The sequence below is a fragment of the Natrialba magadii ATCC 43099 genome (assembly GCF_000025625.1).
GTDB lineage: Archaea > Halobacteriota > Halobacteria > Halobacteriales > Natrialbaceae > Natrialba > Natrialba magadii.
The window spans coordinates 951,067-976,439 of record NC_013922.1; the positions used below are offsets into that span (position 1 = coordinate 951,067).

Consider the following 25,373-nt stretch of genomic DNA (forward strand, 5'->3'; position numbering starts at 1 on the left):
AAGTATAAGATATATTTATTTCCAATGGTGGTAACCATAGGAATGTAATGTCCGTAACTGACAGCATGACGGATTACCTCGCCCAGCACCCACGAATGATCGGCGCACTGTTCACGCTGTGCATCTTGCTCAGCCAGGCAGGAACGGTCGTCGCAGGAACCAACTCACAAGTTGGTCCGTAATCGTGGTACGGTAGATTGCTATCTGTATAATTGCACCGTCGTATTGAAACCAGAACTGAATCTGTTCTGTAGCGGTCTGTTCAGTCTTTCCCGAACGGACCGATTCCATCATTCCATGAAAGTGTCTCTTCCACTAGCATCGGTAACTCGTTCCAAGAGAGATATTCATACAAGTCAGTCTCGGTAACGCTGGAGAACGGTGTGCACCCGGGACTCAAGTGCCGATCTTCGACACATGGAAGGTTTGAGGCAGTCGCCGTTCCTAACTGGAACTCCTTCGTTGAATATGATTGAATAGAAAAGTCCAACTCCCCTGTATCACTGTGATTGAGTTTGACGACAGCGGGCGCACCACCGTCGGACTGCGCAATATCGGCCGACCCATCGCCAACGATGAGATACTGCTCGCCGAGTGCCGTATTCTGCCGGGCGATCTCGAGTGCACCCCGAAGCGGGAAGCCCCGATTGAGCAAGCGGGCCATCGTCTCACCTGCTTCGACGGCGTCCTCGTTTGCGACATCGCCGTACGTACTGACGCCGCCGAACGCGCCGCGGCGGATCATCGCAAGCCCCTGCTGGTAGGAGCGACAGGCGTTCAGGAAGAAGACGCCAACGTCGACCGACTCGAGTGTTCGGATATCCAGATCGCCGTCGGGACAGCGCAGGCCGTCTTCGGTCGCGTGGCCGATGTAGTGGACGAAGTCGTAGCCGCCTTCGGTAAGGAGGGTCGCGAGACGGTTGCTGTCGACGCCGAACTCGGAGTCAATCTCGAAGGGGAGTTCGTCGCGGGTCCCGTAGGCGTCGTCGAGCAGGTCGTGCTCGTCGAGCATCTGGGCGTCGTTACAGACGAGGAGGAGTTCGATGGAGTCGTTTCGCGTGTCGCGGTCTAGCTGGTTCCGGTAGGCTTCAATCGTCGCTTTGGAGGCGTTTTGCGGGACGTTGTTGCCGAACCAGGCGTGTTCGACGGATTCGTCGGTAACGTCTGGAACGACGAACGCGGATTCGTCTGGCGGGGCAGCCGGTGATGGGGAGGGTGAGGGAGACGGAGAGCGCGAGGGTGTCTGGTCGCCACTGCTACTATCGGGTGGTACTTCGCTCGTCGACCGGACGAACTGCGCCTCAGCTGTCGCGGCTCCGGGCGGGTCAGACGGTGTTTCCCCGCTGGAGGGGCGCACGATACCCAGTTCGTTGACGATAAACGGCAACAACTCGATGCTCTCGGGCTCCGGTGGAACGTGTGCGGTCAGCGGCCAGCGAGGCGCGTGTGCCTCAATCTGCTCGAACGGAACCTCGAGGTACTGCGCCAATCGCTCGGGGAGTGGCTCGTCGTACACTGTCTCGAGTTCGAACGGCAACTCGGTTTCGAGTTTCGAGCGCTCGAGAAGATCGTACTGGAAGATGCCCTCCGTCCGCGTCAGACAGTCGAGGAAGAAGAACCGTTTGAGCAAGTCGGCGATTTCGTCGCCGAACGTCTCGTCACTCGGAAGTGGGTACGTAAACGTCGGCGTCTCGAGTGCGGGCTCGTCGCCGGGCTCGATTCGCGCGCCGAGGAAGAACGCGAGCGGCGCGGCCTGAAAGAGCGTGAGGTAGCGTGAGGGGACGGTGATCGTGATGCCGTCGGTCAGTGTTTCGGAGTCGGTGGCCGGGAGGTCGGGTGCGGCTGGTGGTGTCGTCTCCGCTGCGTTCACGTCCATTGTGTCCGCTGCATCGGTGTCTGAGACCGCCCTCATTCTGGCGCCAGTCTCTGGGCCGATATCAGATTTCCTGACCGCATCCGGGATCTCGAGTGTCTCGCCGAGTTCGATGAGCGGCGGGTGGCCGCGAAGCGTTGGCCAGGTCCGCTCCGGTGAACTCGTCTTCAGAGCGGAGGGAAACGCCGAGAGTGCCTGTGCCATCGACTCGATGTCTGGCGGTGTCGTGATCGTTCCCGCAGGTCGGTCGTGAAGCGATCGCGCGCCGAGCGTAACTGTCGTCTCGTGCTCGAGTTCGATCCGGACTGCCGTGAGGCCGATATCAACTGTCCCCGCGGTGTCGATCCGACAGTAGAGTTTGATCGGACCGCTCAGTCCGATGAACTGCGGGCGGTCCTCGAGTGTGGTCTGTTCTCCGACGCCAACGTTCGACTCGGTTCGACCCGTTTCGTCGTGGACTGTCACGGAGTAGGGTTGATCGAATCGAAGTTCGTCGGTTGTTACCGTACAGGTTTTGTTGACGGGAAAGCAGAACTCCTGTGGATCGACTGTCGTCGGTGAGACCGCCGTCGACGTGCCGACGCGGAGATGCCGCTGCTCGATCGAATCGTGGAACTCGAGCCCTGGCCCTGGCCCTGGCCCTGACCCTGACCGTGAGCCTGACCCTGAACCTGACGGATCGGTGACTGCCGCGATCTCAATCGTCATGTCTTCTCCGGGATACTCATCTCATTCATGCCGATTGTTAAAAAGAGTACTATCGGTCGTTCGAGTGGGGACTATTCTCGCGTGTTATGGCGTCTCGGTATCGATATCCGCTGAATTGAGCGCTTTGAAGACGAGCGTGGGGAATCGTGGTTCGACGGTACTTGGGCGGCGGCCGCTGCCGGTCGTTGGGAGCGGAACGCGTTCGATAACGCCGCGGTCGGCGAGTTCGTAGAGGAACCGTTTGACTGTCCCGTCGGTGAGTGTCGACCGCTCGGCGATGGCCACCGAAACCTCACGAATCGGTCTGTCTGCGGTGTCGACGTCGACGAGGTGTGAGAGCACTTGCTGGCGTGTGTCAGACAGTGCGAGCGTCCGGTCAATGTGAACGCCGTTGGCGGGGACCGCGTTGCGGGCGGCTTCGAGATGGGCGGTTTCGATCCGGGTTGCGTCGTCGTCGGCCGCAAGGCAGGCGGCACTAAAGAGCGCGGCGAGTGCGTCGTGTGCGTTGCCGTCGGCCCAGATGGCGAGTTCGCGCACGGATTCGTGGTCGAGGACGCCTGCGGCGAGCCCGGTGGAGGCGCGGTCGGTGATGACGTCGACGAGTTCGTGGTGACGGTATGCTGGGACGGTGACGACCGAACCCAGGGGCTGTGGTTGTGACTGTGGCTGTGGCTGTGATGGTGACGACGACTGTGATGGTGACTGTGATGGTGACTGTGACTGTGACTGTGACGGTGGCTGTGTTTCGTCATCGCTGGTCGTCGTTCCGTTCTCGCTGGTATCAGTCTCGTTTTCGCCCTCGAACTGGTCTGCACCGCTGTTATCCTCGGAGCGAGTGGGCTGCCAGTTTGCGGGAGTCGACTGGCCAACCGCCATCGTCGCGACACTATCACTGACTGGTTCGAGGAGCTCCCTGGCTCGCTCGTACCGCAACGTTTCGGGCTCGTCGTGGTGGTCGATGGCGACGACAGCCCGACGGTCGTGGCGCGCGAGGCGTGCGGTCAGACGCTCTCGAAGGTCGTCCGTTCCGATGCCGCTCTCGGGAACCGGCTCTGCGGAAATAACCGAGAGAACGGCCTGGTAGAACGCGAAGGCGCTCTCGACGCGGCGGCCGTCGACGTAGACGAACCAGGTCACCGGGCCGTTGCTGCCCGCACGCGTCGTTGTCGCGATCGATCGACTCGATTCGCCGAGTCGGTCGTTGAGCGCATCGAACAGCGCGGTGACGATGGCAGACGTTCCGGATCCCGGCGGGCCGACGACAGCCACCGGCTCCGGCAGGTCGCCATCGAAGACGGGCTCGAGTTCGTCCAGCAGCTGTTCCAGGACGGGACCGCGCCCGACCGGTTCCGGGCGGTGGACGACGGGACTCAGGTGGTCGCGGTCGACCACCACCGTCCGTCCCTGGTGTGCCGACCGTCGTCGTGCGATACGCTCTTGTAAATTCATTAGTTCGACTCCGTCGCTGTCGTGGTTCCCGCGTCTGCGTTCGAGCCACTCCCGGCCCCGCTCTCGGCTCTGTCACCACCAAGAGCCGCCTCGAGTACCTCGAGCGTGTGCTTGATTTCGTAGCCGGTGCCGTGTTCCATCTGCATCGAACAGGTCGGACACTCCGTCAGGCCGGTCTCGGCCTCGGCTGCGTCCATATGCTCGAACATCTCCTCGCCGATCTTCATCGACGTCTCGTAGTTCTCTGCCTTCCACCCGTAGGTGCCCGAGATGCCCGAACAGGAGTCTCCCACGTCTTGGGCGTCGATGCCGTCGATCGCATCCATCACTTCGATCGTCTGTCCATCGAGTCCCTGGTTACGTGAATGACACGGTGCGTGATATGCTAGTTCGTCGAACTCGTCGCCGACGGCCGTGTCCTCGAGTGCACCCGTCAGATCCTCGTGGACGCGGAGGTACTCGACGGCGTCCCAGGTGTTCGCGGCGACGGTCTCGGTGTCCTCGAAGTCGAACAGTTCGGGGTACTCCTGGCGGATCGACATCGAGCAGGAGCTACACGACGCAATGACGGCGGCTCCGTCCTCGATGGCTGCGGCGAGTTCGCGGACGTTCGTCTCGGCCGCACGGCGGGCGTCCTCGAGCATGCCGTTTGCGAACATCGGGGTACCGGAGCAGGACTGTTCGGGGACCATGACCTCGTAGCCGAAGTGTTCGTAGACGCGCACGAGTGCCTTCGCGACCTCGGAGGTGTTGTAGTTCGAGTAGCAGCCGTGGAAGTAGGCGATACGCTTGTCCTCGTTTTCGACTTTTGCCCCGCCTCTGTCCGTCCACCACTCACGGAACGTCTCCGTCGCGAACTCGGGGAACTCGCGCTCGCTCGTGATTCCCAGAGTCTTCTCGCCGAGCCACTTCGTGACCGAGAGCCCCATCACGACGTTCGCCGTTCGCGGGAACATCGACGCCAGCGGGGCGAGACGGCGGTAGTTCGCGAGCAGCCGGTTGCGAAGGTACTCGCGCGAGAATTTGCTCATGTTCTCCTCGACGTACTCCGCCCGCGCCGTGTTGTGCATCTGCGAGAGCGGGACACTCGAGGGACAGGCACTATCACAGCGCATGCAGTTCGAACACTTCATCACCGAGTCGTCGATGTCGTGATCGTCCTGGCGCTTTAGCCGCCACTGCTCCGGCCCCTGGAACTTCGGTCCGGGGAACTCGTCGTCGACCTCGGCGACGGGGCAGTTCGTGTCGCAGGTCGAGCACTTGTAACAGTTGTCCGCGCCCGGCCGGAGGTCCATCTCCTCGGCCTCGGGGAAGACCTGGACGGGTTCGAACTCGTCGTTACCGCTGTCGCTGTCACTGTCGCTCCCGTCTGCACCGCCAGTGCTCGGTTGCTCGCCCGGTGCGCCGTCGTCGATCCGTCGCTGTGCATCACTCATAGCTCGGAGGGGGCTGTGTTGTGTGTCGTCTGGGGTGGTACTCGAGTCCGATTCATGATCAGTTGCTGTCGAAACCGAACGGGAGGGGATGAATACAGCATCACTGACACGCCTCCCCGGCACGCGTGCCGGCGACGTAGCCCGTCGCGAGCGAGACGCCAGCGCCGGACTTCTCGGCTGCGTAGTCGTAGTCGCCCAGCACGGCACCCGCCGCTCGCAGGTTCGAGAATTCTGGGTTATCGTCCGTACCGAGCGGCCGGAGCTCTTCGTCTGGAACCACGCCAAAGCGGGCGTAGGGCTGTTCGCCGAAGACATCGTCGACGAACCAGTCGTAGCGATCCGTCGCGTGTGGGACGTAGCAGTCGAAGATCCCTTCGGTCACTCGCTCACGGTTCGATTCGACACCTTTCCCGACCAGCCCGCCCGTCGCGAGGACGTACTGGTCGGCCTCGTGTGGGATCTGGGCACCGTTGCGGTCGACGATGACGTGGTCGATGGCAGCCGTTGTTGTCTCGTCCGCCGTCGAATTCTCCCCCGTCGAATCAGCCGCCACCGTCTCATAATCGACCACCGGCACACCCGAGGTCACGCGAACGCCGGCCGACTCGAGTGCATCGTACAGCAGGTCCTCGAGCCGAAGACCGGGCAAACTCGGCGGCCCCATCGGGACTTCGAAGACAGCTGCGCCGAGCGCGTCCGAGAGCGCTTCGCGGACGGCAGCTGGATGCGCATCTCCCAGAATCGCGGGGAAGCCGACGCGCGACTCCTCGTCGAGATGTGGGTTCACGGTCGCGGCGAGGGCCTCGCGCGCGCCGGTTTCGCCGGTCACGGAAGGCGTCTCGACGCGCTCGTCGTGATCCAGCAGATGTGCGTACCGCGTCACCTTCGCGTCGTCCCGGCCGATACCGGGGAACGAGAGTGTCACACCGCGCGCGTCGAACGGTGCGCCCGCCGCTTCGAGATGGGCCGCCGCGAGCGGGGCATCGAAGTCGGGCAGTGTCTCGAAGCCGACGAGGAGGGTGTCGCGGTCGTCGCTCGCCAGCCCCTCGGCCGTCGAGACCGGATACCGCGCGGTCGGCTTGACCGTGCCGCCGTGGGTCGGGACGAGCGCGTTCCTGTCGGTATGTGCGCCCGCGTAGGCGTCGCCGGCGATTTCGTCGAAGAAGGCGAGTGCGTCCCGGACGGCATCGATCCCGACGCGCTGGTAGGGGTGGCTTTCTGGGAGGGACTCGAGTGCGGTGTACGGGTCGGCGATGGGCTGTTGCTGATCGTCAGTGGTGCCCGGCGCGTACCCCAGAACGTCGATCAGTCCGCTCGCGTGACGGAGAGTGCTCTGCTTATACGTCACCAGACGGATTCGCGCGTCTTCGGTCGTCTCCGCGGCGGCGAGCGCGGCGGTCGCGCCGGCGAGACCGCCGCCGATCACGAGCACGTCGTCGGTGATCGCCATCTAGGCACCTCCGTCGAACTGTGCGTAGTCGAGCTGTGTCGATTCGCGGGCGGGATCGTTGTCTCGGTTCATCGTCGTCGCGTGCAGCGCGTAGTTCAACATCGCCTGCGAGAGCTGTTCGCCCCAGAGGGCGTGGCGCTCGCCCTTCCAGCGTTCCTGAAAGAGTTCGTCGAGCGCCTCGCGGACCGTCTCCTCGTCGTAGCGCGGATGGAGTTCGTTCGCCATGTTCTGACAGCAAAAGCCGCCCTGGCAGTTGCCCATGGAGGCGCGGGTGCGGATGCGGACGGCGTTCAGATCCGAACCGGACTGGTCGATCGCGTCCTGTATCTCGGCGCGGGTGACGCCCTCGCACTCACAGACGACCGGGTTTGGCTCGTTCGTCTCCAGTACGTCCGCGGCGCGGCTACCGAGGCGCTGGTTGCTCCGGCGGGCGATCGGTGATCGAAGACCGAAGTCGTCCATCCCCTCCTCGAGTACCCGCACGTCCTCGCTGCCGGGCAGGGGTTCGTCGGCGGTCGCACAGGCCGCACTAACGCCGAGTTTCGCACAGACGTGATCCGAAATCTCCTCGGCCATCGCGCGGTAGGTGGTGAACTTGCCGCCGACGATGCTCGACATGCCGCTGACGCCGTCGCGCTCGTCGTGGTCGAGAAGGAAGAAATCCCGCGTGATGTCGGTCGAGTCCTGCGTGCCAGTTCCGGGCGGCTCGTACAGCGGGCGGACCCCCCAGAACGAACGGATGGTACGGGCCTCCTCGAGTATCGGCACGAGTTCGGTGAGGGTGTCGATCATCATGTCGACTTCCCATTGCTCTTCGGGGTAGTCGTCCGGATCCGAGACCTCCTCGTCCGTGGTGCCCAGGATGGCGGTCGTCTCGTGGGGGACGATGATGTCGGCGTCGCCCTTCGGCCGGCAGCGGTTAATCACGGTGTCGACCTGTCGGACGTTCATGATGGTCATGACGCCCTTCGAGGGTCGGACGGCCACGTCGAGGTCGGCCATCGCGCCGATCTGGCCGGCCCACGCGCCCGTCGCGTTGACGACGTATTCGGCGGTAATCTCCTCGGTCGTCCCGGGGGCCTTGTGCGTGCGCTTTCCGGGACCGGAGTCGTGTCGGACCTCGACGCCGTAGATATCGTCGCCGTCGCGCAGCAGGTCGATCACCTCGGCATGAGTCTCGACGCGCGCACCGTGACGTTCGGCATCCAGTGCGTTCGCGACGCAGAGACGGAACGGGTCGACCGCACCGTCCGGAACCTGAATCGCGCGCGAGACATCGTCAGCGAGATACGGCTCGACTTCGCGCGCCTCGCGTCCCGAGAGCACCGTCGCTGGAATGTCGCAGTCACGACAGCCCTCGAGTTTCTCTCGAAAGTACTCGTCCGAGTCCTCGGGACGCTGGACGAACAGGCCGCCGGTCTCCTCGACGCAGTGGCTCGCGATTTCTCGGAGGACCTCGTTCTCCTCGATACATTCCGTCGCGCTGGCCTGGTCAGAGACAGCGTAGCGGCCGCCGCTGTGCAAGAGACCGTGCATTCGGCCAGTCGTTCCATCCGTGAGGGTCCCTCGCTCGACGAGTGTGACGTCGACGCCGCGCATCGCCAGATCGCGGGCGATGCCACAGCCGGTCGAACCGCCGCCGAGGACGAGGACCGCCGTATCGTGTGCCATCCCTTCGTTCGAGACAGTCGTTCGCCGCGACCTTTATTTTATCGACGGGAGTTAAGCGCCCATAACGAATGTCGGCTCTGTGAACATGGGACATAGATTGGTGCAGAGGCGGTTCGTGTTCAGCCGGAACGATAGAACGCTCTGCAGCACCATGCTCCACGGCGATTTGGGGTTGACTTCAGACGTTCACATCTGTTAGAATACCACGATTTCGGTAACATTTATAATGATCGTCGTGGCTGTTTACCAATAGCACGTAACCGACGGTAAATTCGGTGCGTGACCGATCCGGGTGACTACCGTGACAGACACAACATACGTCGGCGCAGTTGACCAGGGAACGACCGGCACCCGCTTTATCGTCTTCAATCACGATGGGCAGGTCGTCGCAAACGCATACGAAACGCACGAGCAGTTCTATCCCGAACCCGGCTGGGTCGAACACGATCCGATGGAGATCTGGGAGAATACGAAGACTGTCATCATGCAGGCGCTTGGTCAGGCCGGTATCAGCCCCGAGCAACTCGAGGCCATCGGCGTCACCAACCAGCGCGAGACCACCCTGCTGTGGAACGCCGACTCGGGCAACCCAGTCCACAACGCCATCGTCTGGCAGGACCGCCGGACTACCGAGCGCGTCGAGGAACTCGAGACGAACGGCACGGTCGAGACCATCCGCGAGAAGACCGGCCTCGAACCGGACGCCTACTTCTCGGCGACCAAGGCCGAGTGGCTGCTCGACGAGGCAGATCCGATTAAGATGGAGCGCGCCCGCCCGGCAGACATCCGCGACCGCGCGGCGGACGGCGACGTGCTCTTCGGGACGATCGATAGCTGGCTGATCTACAACCTCACGGGCGAGCACATCACCGAAGTGACGAACGCTTCGCGGACCATGTTATACAACATCCACGACCTCGAGTGGGACGACGACCTCCTCGAGGAGTTCTCGATCCCCGAAGCCATGCTTCCCGAGGTTCGACCCTCCAGCGACGACGAGACCTACGGCACGACCGATCCCGAGGGCTTCCTCGAGGCCGAGGTTCCGGTCGCCGGCGCGCTCGGTGACCAGCAGGCGGCCCTGTTCGGTCAGACCTGTTTCGACGCCGGCGACGCCAAGAACACCTACGGCACGGGCTCGTTCTTCCTGATGAACACCGGCAACGAGGCCGTCAAGAGCGACCACGGCCTGTTGACGACGATCGGCTTCCAGCGCTCGGGCGAGGACGTCCAGTATGCACTCGAGGGCTCCATCTTCGTCACCGGCGCGGCCATCGAGTGGTTAGAGGACATGTCGCTGATCGACAACCCCTCTGAAACGGCCGAACTCGCCCGCAGCGTCGACACGACCGACGGCGTCTACGTCGTCCCGGCGTTCACCGGCCTCGGTGCGCCCCACTGGGATCAGCGCGCCCGCGGCACCATCGTCGGGATGACCCGCGGCACCCGAAAGGGCCACGTCGTCCGCGCGACACTCGAGTCCATCGCCTACCAGACCCGGGATGTCGCGGAGGCGATGGAGGCTGATTCGGGGATTGCGATGACGACGCTGAAGGTCGACGGCGGCGCGGTGAAGAACAATTTCCTCTGTCAGCTCCAGTCGGACATCATCGGCTCGAAGATCGTTCGCCCGGTCGTCGACGAGACGACGGCGCTCGGGTCGGCCTACGCGGCCGGCCTCGCAGTCGGTTACTGGGACGACGTCGATAGCCTACGAGACAACTGGCAGGTCGACTGGACCTTCGATTCGAGGATGGACGATGCGGTAGCGGATGCCCAGTACGACCGCTGGCTCGACGCGGTCGACCGCTCGCTCGACTGGGCGCGGGACGGTTCTGACACGGAAGCCGGCAGTGACGCGAGCGACAGCGGTGGCGGTGTATGATCGAGCAACTGTTCGACCTCGCCGAACTGATCGCTGCTTTCGCGGGCGGTGCGTTCGGTGCTGCACTCGGGCCGCTTCCGGCGTTCATCTTCACTGGCTTCATGGTGATCGCCGGGGAGGCGGCGGTGCTCGCCGACCCTGATGCCGCTGCGATCACCGATCAGATTGCGTTCGGACCGCCGTTCTCGCCTGCGATCTCTTTTGCCGGTGGTGTGGCCGCGACGGCCTACGCGGCCCGGAAGGGCTACCTTGACACTGACTACGACTACCACGAGGCCAAGAACATCGCCTACGCGCTCGGGACGAAGCCCGACGTACTCGCCGTCGGCGGCGCGTTCGGTATCCTCGGCTACTGGCTCGTCATCGCCTCAACTGAGTTGGGAATGCCCTACGACCCAATCGCGATGGGCGTCGTCCTCTCCGCGCTGTTTCACCGGCTGATTCTCGGCTACAGCATCATGGGAACGGTTCGCGGGTCGGGTGTCCTCGACATGACGCCGTTCGAGCGCGAGGAACGCCGAATGGCAACCGACGGCGGCCAGAATCAGGCTCACCCGGAGCGCGAAGCGCAGGCGGTAACCGACGCGTCGGCAACGCAGACGCCCACGCAGCAGGCTCGGCTTGCCGTCGAACCGTGGCTCCCACACCAGTACCGCTGGAGTCACGTCGCCATGATCGGCCTCGTCGCGGGTATCCTCGGTGCGTACGTTGGAATCGCGTCCGGCAGCGCCTTCCTCGGCTTCGGGATCAGCGCAGCCTCGCTGGTCTTCCTCAACTGCGGCGTCGAGAAGGTGCCGGTGACTCACCACATCACGTTGCCAGCGGCGACCGCTGCGCTCGCCGTCTCGCTCCCTGCTGAGGCAGCAGATGGCGCGCCAGTCGCCTACGACAGCGCCGCACTCCTCGCGAATACGGGACTCGAGGTCGCACTGATCGTCGGCCTCGTCTTCGGGACCATCTGCGCGCTCTTCGGTGAGGTCTTCCAGCGGACCTTCTATGCCCACGGCGACACCCACGTCGACCCACCCGCTGCGGCAATCGTCTTCGGGACCTTCCTGGTGGCACTGCTCTACGTCGCCGGTGTCTTCCCGACGACGGTCTGGGTCCCGTGGTTCTGATCGCCTCCCCGTCGTTGTCGGTCCTTTCTTCTCCCGTTGGTGTCGCCGACTCTCACTGACCTCGTTCAGCACTCGCTGTGAACTGCCGTTCGGTCCAAGAGTGAGCGGCGGCCGGTTCACCAGCGATCACACGGACGCCGTCAGCCCCCCATCGACGCAGATGTTCTGCCCGGTCAGATAGCTTGCCGCAGGCGAGAGCAGATACGCGACCGCGTCCGCAATCTCTGTCGTCTGTGCCGGCCGCTCCATCGGAATTTGCGCTTTCGTCCCCTCGTCTACGTCGTAGCTATCGACGAATCCGGGCTGGACCGTGTTCATTCGGATGCCCGCCGCCGCGTACTGGTCGGCGTAGAGTTTGGTGAAACTCCCGAGGCCAGCCCGAAGCACCGACGAGACCGGAAACGCACTCGACGGCTCGAACGCTGAGAACGTCGAGATATTCACGATCGACCCGTGACCCTGCGCTTCCATGATCGGTGTAACGAGTCGCGCCATCCGGACGGTATTCAACAGCACGAGGTCGAGTCCCTCGTGCCACTCCTCGTCAGTGATTTCGAGGAGGTCGCCGGACGGCGGGTGGCCCGTGTTGTTCACTACGGCATCGATACGACCGTACCGCTCGTGTGTCGCTTCCACGAGCGCTGCCAGGTCGTCAGGCTCCGTCACCGACCCTTCGAAGCCATCCCCGCCGAGGTCGTTCGCCACCTCGACGGCACTCCCTGATCGTGACAACAACACCGGCGTGTAGCCATCCGCAGCGAGTTTCCGGGCACACGCTTCGCCGATACCGCTTCCTGCCGCAGTCACGATTGCGACCTTCGTATCAGCCATACAACTGCTACCAGTGCTGTCTTGATAAAATCACTCGCAGCCAACAGTACTCGCAGCCAACAGTACTCGCAGCCAACAGTACTCGCAGCCAACAGTACTCGCAGCCAACACGTACTGACACTGCACACACGCGCTCTCCCAGCACACCACGGAAAACAGTTCCTCGAGAACCATCGGTAAAACTCCGCTTCCGACACCAATCGGAGCGGAAGTTCAGCTACGTACTCGAGTCGGTTGTGTCTGCGGCCTGCTCCGCAGCCTCGTTCTCGGTGTCGTCCTCAGCGCCGTCTTCGGCGTTGTCTGCAGGTTCTGTGTCGTCGGGTTCGCCGTCATCGTCGCTACCGTTGTCATCGTCGCTACCGTTGTCACCGTCGCTACCGTTGTCGCCGTCGTCACCGTCATCGTCGCTCCCACTCTCATCACCCCCATCACTCTCTTCGTCACCTTCGAGTCCGGACTCGAGTGCACTCGGTTCCGACTCGTTCTCGCCAGCGGGGAGTGCGTGAGGGGCGTCGTCATCGTCGCTCTCTGCGCGTTCTCCGCCCGCATGGCTCTCCCGACCCTCCTCGAGTGCATCCGATTCGCCAGCATCCGCTGGCAGTGGTTCGGGGCCGTCTGGGTCGACGTACTCGAGTTCGGTGCCGGGCTGGTTGTCGTCGCTGTCGTCGCTGTCGGTGTCGGTGCTGGTGCTGGTGCTGGTGTCGGTCCGCTCGTCAGTCCCACCCGTCTCACCGTCACCGAGGTCAACAGCGGCTCCGTCGACATCGGTCGTGAACGCGGCGAGTGACTCCTGGAGCGTCACCGACTGCTCGGAGAGGTCGTCCGCGTTCTCGCTCACAGTCGAAATTGCAGCCGTTTGCTGCTCGACGGCGGCAGCGACGTCGCTCGCCTCGCTCGCCGTCTCGGTGCTGATTTCGGTCACGTCGTCGACCATCGTGACCAGATCCTGCGTCGACGTGGCGATGCCGTCGGTTGCGTCGCTGATCTCCTGGACGCCGTGGTCGGCTTCGGTCACCTCGGCTTCGATTTCGTGGAACGTCGTCGCGGACTGCTCGACCGTTTCGGTGCCCGCAACGACGTGTTCGCGCATCGTCTCCATCTCGTCGACCGTCTCGTCGGTCTGGGACTGGACGGTGTCGATGAGCTGGTCGATCTCTGCGGCGGACTCTTTGGTCTCTTCTGCGAGCTGTTTGACCTCGCTGGCGACGACAGCGAAGCCGTTTCCGGCACGGCTACTGCCACCGTCGCTCGCGCTCGCGCTCGCGTTGCTGGCGTGTGCCGCCTCGATAGAGGCGTTCAACGCCAGAATATTCGTCTGGTCGGCGATATCCGTGATGACGTCGATAATCTCGTCGATTTCGGCCATCGACTCGTCGAGGTCGCGAATCGACTCGAGTGTCGCCTCGGTTCGCTCCTCGATCGCTTCCATCTCGCTGACGAGGTCGCCGGCCGACTCGCGGCCGTCGTTGGCGCGCTCGGCCGCGTGCTGTGACGTTTCCGCGAGGGTGTCGGCGGTCGCTGCAATCTCCTCGATATTCGCGGAGATTCCCTGCACCTCGCCGGAGATGGTCTCCATGCGCTCGTGTTGCTGGTCCGCGTAGCCCGTAATCTGCTGGACGGACTCGCTGACCGTCTCGCTCGTGGACTCGAGTTCGGTCGCGCGAGCCTGGACGTCGTCGGTCGCCTCGGAGACATCGCCGGCGAACGTCGAGACGGTGTCAACGGTGTGTTCGAGGTCGTCCAGCATCTCGTTGAACGTGGCGGCGATGTCGGCCATCGGCTCGCTCTCGGTGTCCGGATCGAGGCGCTGGGTCAGGTCGCCGTCAGCGCAGGTTTGCATGACGGCGCAGTATTCGGTCGCGGTCTGTTCGAGCTGCTCGTTCATCTCCTGGGCGTCCTGGCGGGCGCGTTCTGCGCGCTCTTTTGCCACTTCGGCCTCTTCGCGAGCCTCGTCGGCCTGTTCTCTGGCCTGTTCTGACTCCTCGCGGGCCTGCTCGGCCTGCGTTCGGGCCTGTTCGGACTCTTCAATCTGGTCGACCAGCGAGATACGCATGTCGTCGATCGAGCCGTAGAGGCCGCCGATTTCGTCGATACGATCGGATTCGACGGCGGTATCGTACTCGCCGTTTTCGATCGCTGCTGCCCGGCCAGAGAGATCGCTGAGCGAGCGGGCCGTGTTTCGACCAAGGACGGTGCCAAACACGCCGATGACGGCGACGCCGACGAACGTGATCAGTAGTCCGAACTGGGTCGCAGTGTTGGCGAAACCGAGCGCGTTCGCTTCCGTCGTATGCACGAGGACGGTCCAGTCGTCGCTCGTCGTGTAGTAACCGGCAACGTAGCCGTCCGGATCGAAGTTGTACGGCTCGCTCTGGAGTGTTTCGCTCGGTGCTCCATCGACGCGAAGCGAGCCGCGGTTCTCGAGTTGGGCTGCCTCGAGGACGCCGTTTCGATCCTCGTAGGAGTCGAGGAACGACAGGGTTTCGTCGTCGCCGTCGTTGCCCAGATAGGCGTCGTCGCTGACGATCTGTCCGTCTTCGTTCAGGATCGTCACGACAGTTCCCGAGTCCGCAGCCGAGACCATCTCGGTCGAGCGCTCGGAGAGATCGAACGTGAACACGAGTGCCCCATCACCGCCGTCGACGCCGACGTAGTAGGACACGACTGGGTCTGCGTCCGTGGACAGTCCCAGCTGGTCCGGCATCAGGTACGGCTCCGTCTGCTGCACCAGATTCGTCGAGATGTCCTCATCGAGGTCTGCAGTGGCAGGGAACTCGAGTGCATCCAGATCGTCGGCGTCGGAGCCGATGCCCGTGATGATATCGCCAGATTCCGTGTCGACGTAGAGCGCGTTCATGCGCTCTTCGGGCATGTCGTAGTAAATCTCCTGGAGATAGTCGTCGACCTGTTCTGGATCGCCGCTATCGGTGACTGGGGCATCTGCCGTCGCAGCGACGAGGTTGTGATTCTGGGCGAGCCAGTTTTCCATGGCAATGCCTTCCTGGTAGGCTGCGTCCTGGCGCTCCTCGAGGGCGGTTTCTTCGACGTTCTCGGTGAGCAGCGTCGTCGAAACGAGCCCAAGCCCCCCGATCGTGAGCCCGAGGACGAGGAAGACAACACCGAACTTCAATGCGTAACTTCGTCTGATGAACGACGGGATGAGACGCCGTCCCTTCCACACCATAGGTGCTAACGCCCAGCACCACTCTTAGTTCTTATCGCCACACAGGACATACCAGCCATAGTATAACTACCAGTACACATGCCTCAACCAGTATACGTTCTGTAAAATTCTGGTACGCTGTGGTGGTGTTGCAGTCGCCGATGGCAGTCAGACGTTTTTAGGTGCTGGTCCGCCATCTGCTCGTATGTCCACGCCACCGCTGGTTCTCGATATCGACGGGACGTTGACTCGGCCTGACGGCTGGGGCATTGACTCGCGGGTGTTCGATCCGCTTCGCGAGTGGGACGCGCCGGTCGTGCTCGCCACCGGGAAGGCCTTTCCCTATCCGATCGCGCTCTGTCACTTCATCGGCGTTCCAGAACTTGTCGTTGCCGAAAACGGTGGTATCGTCTACACCGGCGATGCGGTACACGTCACGGCCGACGCCGACGCTGCACGAACGGTCGTCGCGGAGTACCGCGCCGCCGGCTACGACCTCGGCTGGGGTGACGACGATACCGTCAATCGCTGGCGCGAGACGGAGGTCGCTGTCAGTCGCGACCAGCCCGTCGAACTCTTGCGCGAACTCGCCACCGCGGCGGGACTCGAGGTGATCGATACCGGGTACGCCTACCACGTGAAGGATGCCGATCAGAACAAGGGCGACGGTGTCAGGACGATCGCAGACCACGTCGGGTTCGACCTCGCGGATTGCGTCGCGATCGGCGACTCGATCAACGACGTTTCGACGTTCGAAGTCGTCGGTCGGAGCTTCGCTGTTGCAAATGCCGACGACGCGGCACGAGTGGCAGCCGACGAGGTGCTCGCAGAGGCACACGCAGATGGGACGCTCACGGTGCTCGATCGAGTTCGGTAAGTGCGCGTTCGAGCGGGGTCGATGAGAGGCTCTGTGGGGGAGGCGTGTCAGCAGCGGCCGACGCCACGCAGAACGCTTTTGCGTATCCCGGCGAAGGTCCACGTATGGATGCAGTCGACGCGGCGATCGTGCTGTTCGGCGTCGCCGGGACGGTGCTGATATACGTCTATATCGGTCGCGATGCGACCCGAAACGACGTTTCGCGGTCGCAACTCTGGGCTGCAATCGCTGCAGTTCCGTTCCTGCTCGGGGTCGGCCTCTACCTGTTCGCATCAGTCCCAACGACAGGCGTCATTATGACGGCGAACACCGGGCTCGTCCTGTACACGTTCGAACGCGAAATTGCGAACGAGGACGAGGAGCCGGCCGAGCCGGGTGAGTTGCCGCCCGGTCCGAACGTCGGCAGTAGCTCCGAGGAACACACGGAGTAATCCTCTGTATCACTGTGCCTCTGTTAATACAGCGCGCGACACCACACGTCTTTTAGTGGTTCCTGTCCAAGCGAGAGCAACATGAGCGATTCCGCCGACGCAGGCGTCGACGTCGAGGTGGGGGGCGACGCCGATGCCGATTCAGGGACAGACGACGGTAACCGCGACGGTGGACCGGCACAGGTCTCGAGTCCGAACTATCACAGCGAGAACCACACTGCCGCCCAGACCTGCGGCTGGACGGCCAACGCCCTGCGCGGCGAGGGCCGGTGTTACAAGAACATCTACTACGGCATCGAGTCCCACCGCTGCATCCAGATGACGCCGGTCGTGAAATGCAACGAGCGCTGTGTCTTCTGCTGGCGTGACCACCAGGGCCACGCCTACGAGATGGACGACGTCGAGTGGGACGACCCCGAGGCCGTCGTCGACGCCTCGATCAAACTGCAGAAGAAGCTCCTGTCAGGCTTTGGCGGGAACGACGAGGTCCCACGGGAGGTTTTCGACGAGGCGATGGAACCCCGCCACGTCGCCATCTCCCTCGACGGCGAACCGACGCTGTATCCCTACCTGCCGGAACTACTCGCGGCGTTCCACGACCGGGACATCACCACGTTCCTCGTCTCGAACGGCACTCGCCCCGAGGTGCTTCGGGAGTGTGACCCCACCCAACTGTACGTCAGCGTCGACGCCCCCGAACGTCACACCTTCGATCAGGTCGTCAAGGCCGTCGAAGACGACGCCTGGGACCGCCTCCTCGAGACGATGGACGTCCTGCGGCAGAAAGAGGAAACCCGGACGGTCTTGCGGACGACGCTGGTCAAAGGCGAGAACATGCACCACCCCGACTGGTACGCCGGCTTCTACCAGCAGGCCGACCCCGACTTCATCGAACTCAAAGCGTACATGCACGTCGGCCACTCCCAGGGACGACTCGACCGGTCGTCGATGCCCGACCACGAGGAAGTCGTCGAGTTCGCCGAATCTGTTGCCGAGTACATGCCCGAGTTCACCGAGTGCAAGGGCGTCCCTTCCTCTCGCGTCGCACTCCTTTCGAAGACGAGCGATACGTGGGTCCCGAAACTGAAGAAGGGCAGCGAGTTCTGGGCGCGCGATCCGATAACTGGTGACTGAAGCGGTAGTCGTCGATAAACACTCGACAACGCCATAACAGTTCTGTGATGCGTACCACATTCGGTACGCTTTTGACTGGTGCTGACAAAGCCCCGTCTATGTCAACGACAGCGGAATCTGCCGTCGGCCACGACGAACTTGCCGTCCTGAAGCTTCTCGCACTCGAGGGCGGACTCGCGGGCGACGTCAAAATCTCCTGTTCTCACCTCGCGGATCGCCTCGACGCCTCCAATCAGACCGCCTCCCGACGCCTTCAGCGCCTCGAAAGCGCAGCCCTCCTCGAGCGTGATACGGTCAGCGACGGTCAGTGGGTCGCCATCACCGACGACGGCGAGCGCGCACTCCACGCCGAGTACGAGGACTACCGTCGCATCTTCGAGGCAGACTCGGAAGTCGAACTCCAGGGGACCGTCACCAGCGGCATGGGCGAGGGTCGCCACTACATCTCGCTGTCCGGCTACCAGCGCCAGTTCGAAGACCGCCTCGGCTACGAGCCGTTCCCCGGGACGCTCAACGTCGACCTTCGAGCCGAGAGCGTTCGGCGTCGGAGTGCCGTCTCCTCGCTCGACCCCGTCCCGATCGACGGCTGGGAGGACGACGACCGTACCTACGGACCTGCGGTCTGTTACGCCGCAACGATCGAGACCGCCGACGGGCAGACCTACGAAAACGCTCACACCATCGCCCCGGAACGAACCCATCACGACGAGGACCAACTCGAGATCATCGCCCCCGAGAAGCTGCGGGACGAACTCGAGTTAGCCGACGATGACCACGTCACGATTTCGGTGGGTGATCGCGAATGACGGGTCAGCACGCGGGGACAACGCCGAGCGAGACGAGCGGTTCGGGTGATTCGAACGCGAGTCTTGACACCGCCGGCAGGGAGGACGCCTCGGTGGACGACGCGCTGACGGCGTTGCAGGCCGGTGAGCCGATTCTCGTCCACGACGCGGCAGATCGGGAGGGCGAGACCGACCTCATCTATCACGCCGATGCCGTCACCCCCGACGCGGTTGCTCGACTCCGAAACGACGCTGGCGGGCTGGTCTGTGTCGCACTCGGCCACGAGACGGCAGAGGCGTTCGATCTGCCGTTCTACGGCGAGGAGGTCGATCATCCCGCGACCGCAGACCACCAGCTCGGCTACGACGAGCGCTCATCGTTTTCGCTGACGGTCAACCACCGGGACACCTACACTGGGATCACGGACAACGACCGTTCGACGACGATTCAGGCACTCGGCGAGGCTGCGGCCGATCCTAACGCGGCTGCGTTCGCCGAGGAGTTCCGTGTTCCAGGCCACGTCCACCTGTTGAAGGGTGCACCGGACCTGCTGGCACAGCGTAAAGGACACACGGAACTCGGCCTCGCGCTCGCCGAGGCGGCTGCCCTTTCGCCCGCCGTCGTCGTCTGTGAGATGCTAGACGACGAAACGGGTGAGGCACTCTCACCGGCAGATGCGCGTGCGTACGCCGCGGATAACGAGTTCCTGTATCTGGAGGGACGGACGGTTATCGACCGACTCGCCTGAGAATCGCCTCACGACGAATCTGGGAATTGTATTACTCCGCTGGCACTACTGTTCCGCTGCGATAGACGGCATACAGGACGAGGACAGCGATCGCGAAGTCGCTGCTGTGCTCGACGAGGTGATGAATCGTCATCGGGACGAGACCAAACACAGTCCCGAGTCCGACCAGCGACCGCGCGACGAGCAACCCGAGGACGATCGTGATCAACAGATATCGGGTCGTCCGACGTCGCGAGTAGGCTACAATCGCCGCACCAAAGAGGATCGTCGTGCCGGCGACCGCGAGACAGATCACTGCCAGTAAGACGGGTGCAAGTTCGGGTGCAAGCCACTCGGCCTCGAACGGGTTCGTATGGTTCATCGACGCGAAGCTACGTGGGATGGTCTGGAACGAAACGACGTATGTGCTTCGGTCATCTCTTTTCCAGTGTGGATCGGGACACAGCCAGGCAATACAGCCAACCAGGCAATACAGCCACTACACTCACCACTACGACACTCACAATTTCCATAGTTCCCGACAACCGGGAACGAGCAAAACGGGTTATGGTGGTCGCGCCCATAGACGATGCTACCTGTCTCGAGTTGACTCGATTCGCCTTCAGCCGATCCCTCCAATGCGTTCCCGTCCACGCATTCGCCGCTATCCACCCTCCGACACACCACTCAACCGCACACACTATGACCACAACCCGACGCCAGATCCGAACGCACGTGCAGGACAACGCCGGAATCCATTTCAACGAACTCGTCCGCGAGTCTGAGTTCGCACCAGGACAGGTCCAGTACCACATCCGCCGCCTGCTCGCTGCAGACGAACTCGTCCGCAGCGAGTTCTACGGTCGAACCCACTACTATCCTCCCGAGTACGACGAGTGGGAGCGCGCCACTCTCGCACTCTTTCGGCGTGAAACTGCCCGGGACATCGTTGTCCACCTCATCGAACACGAACCCGCAACTCCCGCGGCCGTCGCCGACACGCTCGGCATTGCACGGAGTACACTCGAGTACCATCTCGACCGACTCGTCGAACAGGGTGTCGTCGAGAAGACCTACGACGAGCGCAATCGCGTGACGCTTCGGCTGGCGAACGCCGAGGGGACCGGCCGGTTACTATCGACAGTCGAGCCGACGGTGCCAGACCGACTGGTCGACCGGTTTACGCGGCTGGTGGATGGATTGCTCGACGAACCAGCGAACGGATAACACGCTGCGTTACTCGCCGGTTGGTGCCTGGCATGGTCAGTCAAAGTCACTGCTCGCAGTCGTCGTCTCAGCGGCGGGCGTTCTCACGGTTGTGCTTCTCTGGCAGTCGAGAGTCGAACCACGCTTTCGACAGCCGTACCAGAACTACAAATAACATTACAGTCGGAGAGTGGCGTATGGATCCCTCCACAGATCGACGACGATTCGTGCAGGCAATGGGCGGCGGATTTGCGGTTGCACTCGCCGGTTGTTTGAGTGACGACGAGGAAAACGGTGGGGAGAACGGTGGTGACGGGACTGCCACCGAGAACGGTGACGATGATGGAACCGGTGACGCCGACACCGAGGGCAGCGAGGGCCTCGTCTACGCCTTCGCACCGGATCAAATCGCAATCATCGACCCCGAAGAGGGCGAACTCGTCGACGAGATTACTGACGGGATCGACGACGAAGGATGGGGTGACCCGCGAATTACTGCGGACTACAGCGAGATTTACGTCATTCGAGAGTCGCCGTCGCAGGTGCTCGTCATCGACACCGACACCCGCGAAGTGGTCGACGAAGTCGACGTTGGCCCGGGGCCGACGCACATGTATCACCCGAACGACGACGAGATGTGGGTTCACTCGGACGACGAAGGCACGTTCTACGTTATCGACACTGACTCCCACGAGGTCACGGAGATCATCGAGTCGGGCCGCGAAAACGAGGGCCACGGCAAACTGCTCTACCACGAGGACTTTGGCTCGATGGGGTACGCGACGAACGTGAACGACCCTGGCGCGCCGGTGATCGACCTCGAAAACTACGAGCGAAGCGATTTCATCGAATTCGACGATGTCGACGATCAGGGCACCCATTACAAGGCGTACAGCCCCGAAACGGGGCTCGCGTACTTCGAATTCGGGGACGAGACCGTCGTTGTGGACACCGAGGACGACGAAATCGTCGACACACTCGACTTTGCGGGCGGTATGTACCTCTCGCCCGACGAGCAGGTGCTCGGCTTCCTCGACGGTGACAGTATCCGGTTCATCGACGCGACCAATGAGGACAGCGAAGAACTCGGCGTCGTCGACGTCGGTGAGGGTCCTGACGCGCTCCGCTATCACGAAGGTGAGGACGGTGCGCTGTACGCGGCGACCGCCCACACTCACACCGACGAGGCGTCGATTATCGACGTCGACGAACTCGAGGTCGTCGAGACGGTCGACGTCGGCGACATCGTCCGTCCCGAGGGCGCCCACCACTTCCACCGCTCCGGCGTCGCCGGCGGCGACTACTTCATTACTCCCGCCGACGAGGACGGAATCGTCGCGATCGTGGACATGGAAGCACAAGAGGTCGTCGACCACGTCGAGGTGGCGGAGGGTGTCGACACGGTCCAGTACGTCGGGGACTCGGGCGTCGGCTACTCCAGTCGACTCCGCTAACCAATGCGTGCGAGATCGTCGTTCACTGAACGCGACGTTCCCCCTCGACGGTCGCTTCTCGCGGCGATACTCGCATGTCTCGTCGTCGCTGCGCTTGCGGTCGGACTCGTTGCGACGCCGGCTGCGGCCCACGCCTACCTGAGCGAATCGGACCCGGCGAACGGCGAGCAGGTCGACGACGTGCCCGAGGAGGTCACCCTCTTCTTCTCGGGTGATGGTGTCGTCAACGCCGATATCACCGTCGAGGGGCCGGACGGTGAGGTCGTCTCGGCTGAACCGGAGATCGATCCCGACGACACGCAGGTCGTGCGCGTGCCGATCGAAGACGCCGACACTGAGGGTGGTGCTGACGCGGACGGCGACGACGGTGACGCTGACGGTGCGGATGGCATGTACACCGTCGACTGGGAGGTCCTCGCTGACGACGGCCACACCACCTCGGGCTCGTTCTTCTTCGCTGTTGGCGACGAACCGCTCGACCGTGACGCCGTTCTCGAGGGGTACGAAGACGACGAGACGGACGAGTCGGTCCCACCCGTCGAAGCAGGTGCAAAAGCGCTGTTGCTCGTCGGCGTCGTCGGTCTGATCGGCATTCCGGCGATCACGACCCTCGCAGTCGGTCCCGTCTTCGCTCGTGCGGAGCGACGAGAGGCAATCGACCGCCGCCTCACGCGACTACTGGTCGGTGCTGCAGCACTCACGCTCGTCGGCGCGTTCGCACTCGGACTCGCCCGGAGTACGGCACTGGGACCACTCTCCGTCGAGACGATCACCCAATTTACGGAGACGCCACTCGGTCAGGCCTGGCTCGTCCAGTCCGTCCTCAGCCTCGCGTTGGTCGGGCTCGCGGTAGCGATGACTCGTAGACGACCTCCCCGTCGCACGTCGCTCGTCGGCACGTTTATCGGGGCGCTCGCCGTCGCGGGCACGATCGCGTGGACGAGTCACTCGGCGACTGCGATCGACCGATTCCAGGGTGCGGTCGTCGATTTCGTCCACCTCGTCGGTGCCGGACTCTGGGTGGGTGGCCTGGTCGTCCTCGCGTTCGTCGTCGTTCCCCACGTTCGCGCGGCTGACACCGACGACCGATCCGCGCTCCTCGCACGCACGATCCGCCGGTACTCGGTCCTTGCGCTCGTCGGCGTCACGCTCGTCGTGACGACAGGACTCGCCCTCGCCTCGTGGCATGTCCCGACTGCTGATGGTCTTACGGACACGTTCTACGGCCTCACACTGCTCGCGAAACTGGTTCTCATCGCCGCCGCGCTCGCACTCGGCGGCATCACCCGATTCGTCCTCCTGGGCCGACTCGAGTCGGCCCACGAAACTGGGACGACTGGCGACGTACGGCCGGCGAGCACGGACGGCGGCGTCGACCGGGACGACGACTTCACCACGGGCTCTCGAATTGCTCACGCTGTTCGACTCGAGGTCGCACTCTTGATCGTCGTCGTGCTCCTCTCGGGTGTACTCACGTCTGCACCGACGGCCGCGGTTGCGGGCGTCGATGACGAAGTCACCGAGGCAACGATCGAGTACGAGTACGACGACGTGCTCGTCGAGGTGACGGCGCTCCCGGTCGTCGACGCAACGAACGAGTCGTTCACGCTCGAGGTGGACGAGCCGATCGTCTTCGAGGTCACGTTCCTCGACGACGAGGAGCCGGTTGAGTCGGACCAATCCGTCCGGTTGCTTGCAAGCAGCGAGGAGGGCACGGAGATGGAAGTCGGACTCGAAGCCCACGACGACGGCACGTACGCGACGGTTCAACCCCTTCCCGACGAGGGTCACTGGGATCTTCGCGTGACCGGCGCTCCCGACGGATCGTACGTGAGCGAGTGGATCGATGCAACTGCCGTTGCAGCGGGTAGTCACGACGAGCACGAGCACGATCATGACGACGAGCACAACGGCCACGATCACGACCACGATGACCACGCAGACCATGCCCACGACGAGCCCGCGGATCAGGCCCACGACGATCACGACTCGAGTCCCGACACCGCCTTCGCGACGCTGTTGCAGTTCGGGGCCGTCGCCATCGCTGTCGTCGGCTCGGTTGCCGTCGTGATCGAGGCAACTCGCTTCCGCGAGTGACCGCCTTCACAGACGGAGCTGTGGGCTCTTCTCTCGGACCACCGCCACCGCCACCGTCACAGGCAGGGATTGCCTCGGAAATCGCGAACACTTAGTACGGTGGCTTGCAACACACTCGATCATGGGATTCGACGACATGGACGTCGACACGATCTGGATGGACGGCGAATTCGTCGACTGGGACGACGCGCAGGTCCACGTCCTCACACACGGCCTCCACTACGGCAGCGGCATCTTCGAAGGTGCACGCTGCTACGACACCGAAAACGGCCCCGCAATCTTCCGCTGGGAGGAACACCTCGACCGTCTCTTCCAGTCCGCAAAGCCCTACGAGATGGAGATCGACCACTCACGCGAGGAACTCACCGAGGCGACGCTCGAACTCATCCGCCGGCAAGACCTCTCCTCGTGTTACATCCGCCCGGTCGCCTTCTACGGCTACAACTCACTCGGTGTCAGCCCCGAAGACTGCCCGACACGTACCGCCATTGCCGCCTGGCCCTGGGGTACCTACCTCGGCGAGGAAGCACTCGAGAAGGGGATCGACGTGATGGTCTCTTCCTGGCGCAAGCACGCCTCGAGTCAGGTGCCGACGAACGCCAAGACGACGGGGCTGTACGCCAACAGCCTGCTCGCGGGCGAAGAGGCACGCCGGAACGGCTACGCCGAGGCGCTGGTCCTCAACAAGGAGGGCAACGTCGCCGAGGGGCCGGGGGAGAATATCTTCCTCGTGCGCGACGGCGAAATCTTCACGCCGGGACTCTCGGAGTCAATTCTCGACGGCATCACCCGCAACACGGTGATCACGCTCGCCGAGGATCTGGGCTATACGGTCCACGACAACGTCTCCATCTCGCGGGGCGAACTCAACACGGCAGACGAACTGTTCTTCACCGGCTCTGCGGCCGAGGTGACGCCGATTCGGAAGATCGACAACGTCACCATCGGTGACGGCTCGCGCGGTCCAGTGACCGAGGACGTCCAGTCGCGGTTCTTCGATGTCGTCGAACGGACGACCGACGAGTACGACGAGTGGTTCCAGTACGTCTGAGGTAGCTGCCCACTGTTGTTTCTGGA

General features: G+C 63.1%; 20 protein-coding genes. 12 read left to right on the forward strand and 8 right to left on the reverse strand.

From position 1 onward, the window contains the following. Positions 1 to 47: 47 nt before the first annotated feature. A complete protein-coding gene (locus NMAG_RS22625; protein ID WP_012996443.1) occupies positions 48 to 182 on the forward strand; it encodes a DUF7503 family protein in 135 nt (44 codons plus the stop codon). An 80-nt stretch (positions 183 to 262) separates the two neighbouring features. On the opposite strand, the gene NMAG_RS04430 is transcribed toward NMAG_RS22625, so the two are convergent. The 5 genes from NMAG_RS04430 to glpA all read right to left on the reverse strand — a co-directional run bounded on the left by NMAG_RS04430 (position 263) and on the right by glpA (position 8,587). After that, a complete protein-coding gene (locus NMAG_RS04430) occupies positions 263 to 2,581 on the reverse strand; it encodes a hypothetical protein (RefSeq protein WP_004216719.1) in 2,319 nt (772 codons plus the stop codon). Positions 2,582 to 2,665: 84 nt separating this feature from the next. Then, complete coding sequence (locus NMAG_RS04435) at positions 2,666 to 4,030, reverse strand: Cdc6/Cdc18 family protein (RefSeq protein ID WP_004216720.1); 1,365 nt, start codon at positions 4,028 to 4,030, stop codon at positions 2,666 to 2,668. After that, positions 4,030 to 5,466, reverse strand: a complete 1,437-nt coding sequence (locus NMAG_RS04440) for an anaerobic glycerol-3-phosphate dehydrogenase subunit C (protein WP_004216721.1) — start codon at positions 5,464 to 5,466, stop codon at positions 4,030 to 4,032. Before NMAG_RS04440 ends, NMAG_RS04435 begins: the two co-directional genes overlap by 1 nt. 100 nt (positions 5,467 to 5,566) lie before the next feature. Then, positions 5,567 to 6,916, reverse strand: a complete 1,350-nt coding sequence (glpB, locus tag NMAG_RS04445; protein ID WP_004216722.1) for a glycerol-3-phosphate dehydrogenase subunit GlpB — start codon at positions 6,914 to 6,916, stop codon at positions 5,567 to 5,569. Next, positions 6,917 to 8,587 carry an anaerobic glycerol-3-phosphate dehydrogenase subunit GlpA gene (gene glpA / locus NMAG_RS04450; RefSeq protein WP_004216723.1) on the reverse strand — a complete coding sequence of 557 codons (1,671 nt, stop codon included), beginning with the start codon at positions 8,585 to 8,587 and terminating at the stop codon, positions 6,917 to 6,919. Between the two features lie 301 nt (positions 8,588 to 8,888). On the opposite strand from glpA, the gene glpK reads away from it, so the two are divergent. Further along, a complete protein-coding gene (gene glpK, locus NMAG_RS04455) occupies positions 8,889 to 10,472 on the forward strand; it encodes a glycerol kinase GlpK (protein ID WP_004216724.1) in 1,584 nt (527 codons plus the stop codon). Next, a complete protein-coding gene (locus tag NMAG_RS04460; protein WP_004216725.1) occupies positions 10,469 to 11,590 on the forward strand; it encodes a hypothetical protein in 1,122 nt (373 codons plus the stop codon). Before glpK ends, NMAG_RS04460 begins: the two co-directional genes overlap by 4 nt. A gap of 126 nt (positions 11,591 to 11,716) precedes the next feature. Here NMAG_RS04460 and NMAG_RS04465 read toward each other — a convergent pair whose 3' ends face one another. Next, the gene (locus tag NMAG_RS04465; RefSeq protein WP_004216726.1) at positions 11,717 to 12,421 is read right to left on the reverse strand and encodes an SDR family oxidoreductase; all 705 of its coding nucleotides are present in this window, start codon (positions 12,419 to 12,421) and stop codon (positions 11,717 to 11,719) included. Positions 12,422 to 12,638: 217 nt separating this feature from the next. After that, positions 12,639 to 15,605, reverse strand: a complete 2,967-nt coding sequence (locus NMAG_RS04470; RefSeq protein WP_004216727.1) for a methyl-accepting chemotaxis protein — start codon at positions 15,603 to 15,605, stop codon at positions 12,639 to 12,641. Between the two features lie 184 nt (positions 15,606 to 15,789). On the opposite strand from NMAG_RS04470, the gene NMAG_RS04475 reads away from it, so the two are divergent. The 5 genes from NMAG_RS04475 (at position 15,790) to ribB (ending at position 19,560) form a co-directional block, all read left to right on the forward strand. Next, positions 15,790 to 16,461 (forward strand): HAD-IIB family hydrolase, encoded by a 672-nt coding sequence (locus NMAG_RS04475; RefSeq protein ID WP_004216729.1) that lies wholly within the window; start codon positions 15,790 to 15,792, stop codon positions 16,459 to 16,461. 104 nt (positions 16,462 to 16,565) lie between these two features. Next, positions 16,566 to 16,892, forward strand: coding sequence for a hypothetical protein (locus tag NMAG_RS04480; protein WP_004216730.1), 327 nt, complete (start codon positions 16,566 to 16,568; stop codon positions 16,890 to 16,892). 81 nt (positions 16,893 to 16,973) lie between these two features. Next, on the forward strand, positions 16,974 to 18,026 hold the full coding sequence (gene twy1 / locus NMAG_RS04485) for a 4-demethylwyosine synthase TYW1 (RefSeq protein ID WP_004216731.1): 1,053 nt from the start codon (positions 16,974 to 16,976) through the stop codon (positions 18,024 to 18,026). Between the two features lie 98 nt (positions 18,027 to 18,124). Further along, positions 18,125 to 18,832 carry a DUF120 domain-containing protein gene (locus tag NMAG_RS04490; protein WP_004216733.1) on the forward strand — a complete coding sequence of 236 codons (708 nt, stop codon included), beginning with the start codon at positions 18,125 to 18,127 and terminating at the stop codon, positions 18,830 to 18,832. After that, positions 18,829 to 19,560 carry a 3,4-dihydroxy-2-butanone-4-phosphate synthase gene (gene ribB / locus NMAG_RS04495; RefSeq protein WP_004216739.1) on the forward strand — a complete coding sequence of 244 codons (732 nt, stop codon included), beginning with the start codon at positions 18,829 to 18,831 and terminating at the stop codon, positions 19,558 to 19,560. The genes NMAG_RS04490 and ribB overlap by 4 nt, the downstream gene beginning before the upstream one ends. A gap of 31 nt (positions 19,561 to 19,591) precedes the next feature. On the opposite strand, the gene NMAG_RS04500 is transcribed toward ribB, so the two are convergent. After that, entirely contained in the window at positions 19,592 to 19,921 is a 330-nt protein-coding gene (locus tag NMAG_RS04500; RefSeq protein WP_004216741.1) for a DUF7471 family protein, read from the reverse strand. Positions 19,922 to 20,241: 320 nt separating this feature from the next. On the opposite strand from NMAG_RS04500, the gene NMAG_RS04505 reads away from it, so the two are divergent. The 4 genes from NMAG_RS04505 to NMAG_RS04520 all read left to right on the forward strand — a co-directional run bounded on the left by NMAG_RS04505 (position 20,242) and on the right by NMAG_RS04520 (position 25,347). Further along, complete coding sequence (locus NMAG_RS04505; protein WP_004216742.1) at positions 20,242 to 20,766, forward strand: winged helix-turn-helix transcriptional regulator; 525 nt, start codon at positions 20,242 to 20,244, stop codon at positions 20,764 to 20,766. Positions 20,767 to 20,942: 176 nt separating this feature from the next. Then, entirely contained in the window at positions 20,943 to 22,199 is a 1,257-nt protein-coding gene (locus NMAG_RS04510; protein ID WP_004216743.1) for a YncE family protein, read from the forward strand. Between the two features lie 3 nt (positions 22,200 to 22,202). Next, positions 22,203 to 24,296: a copper resistance CopC/CopD family protein gene (locus tag NMAG_RS04515; protein WP_004216744.1), complete on the forward strand. Its 2,094-nt coding sequence runs from the start codon at positions 22,203 to 22,205 to the stop codon at positions 24,294 to 24,296. Between the two features lie 121 nt (positions 24,297 to 24,417). After that, the gene (locus tag NMAG_RS04520) at positions 24,418 to 25,347 is read left to right on the forward strand and encodes a branched-chain amino acid transaminase (protein WP_004216745.1); all 930 of its coding nucleotides are present in this window, start codon (positions 24,418 to 24,420) and stop codon (positions 25,345 to 25,347) included. The last annotated feature ends 26 nt before the right edge of the window (positions 25,348 to 25,373 follow it).

Bases quoted from the DNA above. Each gene is read 5' to 3' on its own strand.
- NMAG_RS04505 (WP_004216742.1), top strand. From the start codon at position 20,242: ATGACCACAACCCGACGCCAGATCCGAACGCACGTGCAGGACAACGCC.
- glpA (WP_004216723.1), bottom strand. From the start codon at position 8,587: ATGGCACACGATACGGCGGTCCTCGTCCTCGGCGGCGGTTCGACCGGC.
- NMAG_RS04430 (WP_004216719.1), bottom strand. From the start codon at position 2,581: ATGACGATTGAGATCGCGGCAGTCACCGATCCGTCAGGTTCAGGGTCA.
- NMAG_RS04435 (WP_004216720.1), bottom strand. From the start codon at position 4,030: ATGAATTTACAAGAGCGTATCGCACGACGACGGTCGGCACACCAGGGA.
- NMAG_RS04460 (WP_004216725.1), top strand. From the start codon at position 10,469: ATGATCGAGCAACTGTTCGACCTCGCCGAACTGATCGCTGCTTTCGCG.
- twy1 (WP_004216731.1), top strand. From the start codon at position 16,974: ATGAGCGATTCCGCCGACGCAGGCGTCGACGTCGAGGTGGGGGGCGAC.
- NMAG_RS04480 (WP_004216730.1), top strand. From the start codon at position 16,566: ATGGATGCAGTCGACGCGGCGATCGTGCTGTTCGGCGTCGCCGGGACG.
- NMAG_RS04490 (WP_004216733.1), top strand. From the start codon at position 18,125: ATGTCAACGACAGCGGAATCTGCCGTCGGCCACGACGAACTTGCCGTC.
- NMAG_RS04470 (WP_004216727.1), bottom strand. From the start codon at position 15,605: ATGGTGTGGAAGGGACGGCGTCTCATCCCGTCGTTCATCAGACGAAGT.
- NMAG_RS22625 (WP_012996443.1), top strand. From the start codon at position 48: ATGTCCGTAACTGACAGCATGACGGATTACCTCGCCCAGCACCCACGA.
- NMAG_RS04440 (WP_004216721.1), bottom strand. From the start codon at position 5,466: ATGAGTGATGCACAGCGACGGATCGACGACGGCGCACCGGGCGAGCAA.
- NMAG_RS04510 (WP_004216743.1), top strand. From the start codon at position 20,943: ATGGATCCCTCCACAGATCGACGACGATTCGTGCAGGCAATGGGCGGC.
- ribB (WP_004216739.1), top strand. From the start codon at position 18,829: ATGACGGGTCAGCACGCGGGGACAACGCCGAGCGAGACGAGCGGTTCG.
- NMAG_RS04520 (WP_004216745.1), top strand. From the start codon at position 24,418: ATGGGATTCGACGACATGGACGTCGACACGATCTGGATGGACGGCGAA.
- NMAG_RS04500 (WP_004216741.1), bottom strand. From the start codon at position 19,921: ATGAACCATACGAACCCGTTCGAGGCCGAGTGGCTTGCACCCGAACTT.
- NMAG_RS04475 (WP_004216729.1), top strand. From the start codon at position 15,790: ATGTCCACGCCACCGCTGGTTCTCGATATCGACGGGACGTTGACTCGG.
- glpB (WP_004216722.1), bottom strand. From the start codon at position 6,916: ATGGCGATCACCGACGACGTGCTCGTGATCGGCGGCGGTCTCGCCGGC.
- NMAG_RS04515 (WP_004216744.1), top strand. From the start codon at position 22,203: ATGCGTGCGAGATCGTCGTTCACTGAACGCGACGTTCCCCCTCGACGG.
- NMAG_RS04465 (WP_004216726.1), bottom strand. From the start codon at position 12,421: ATGGCTGATACGAAGGTCGCAATCGTGACTGCGGCAGGAAGCGGTATC.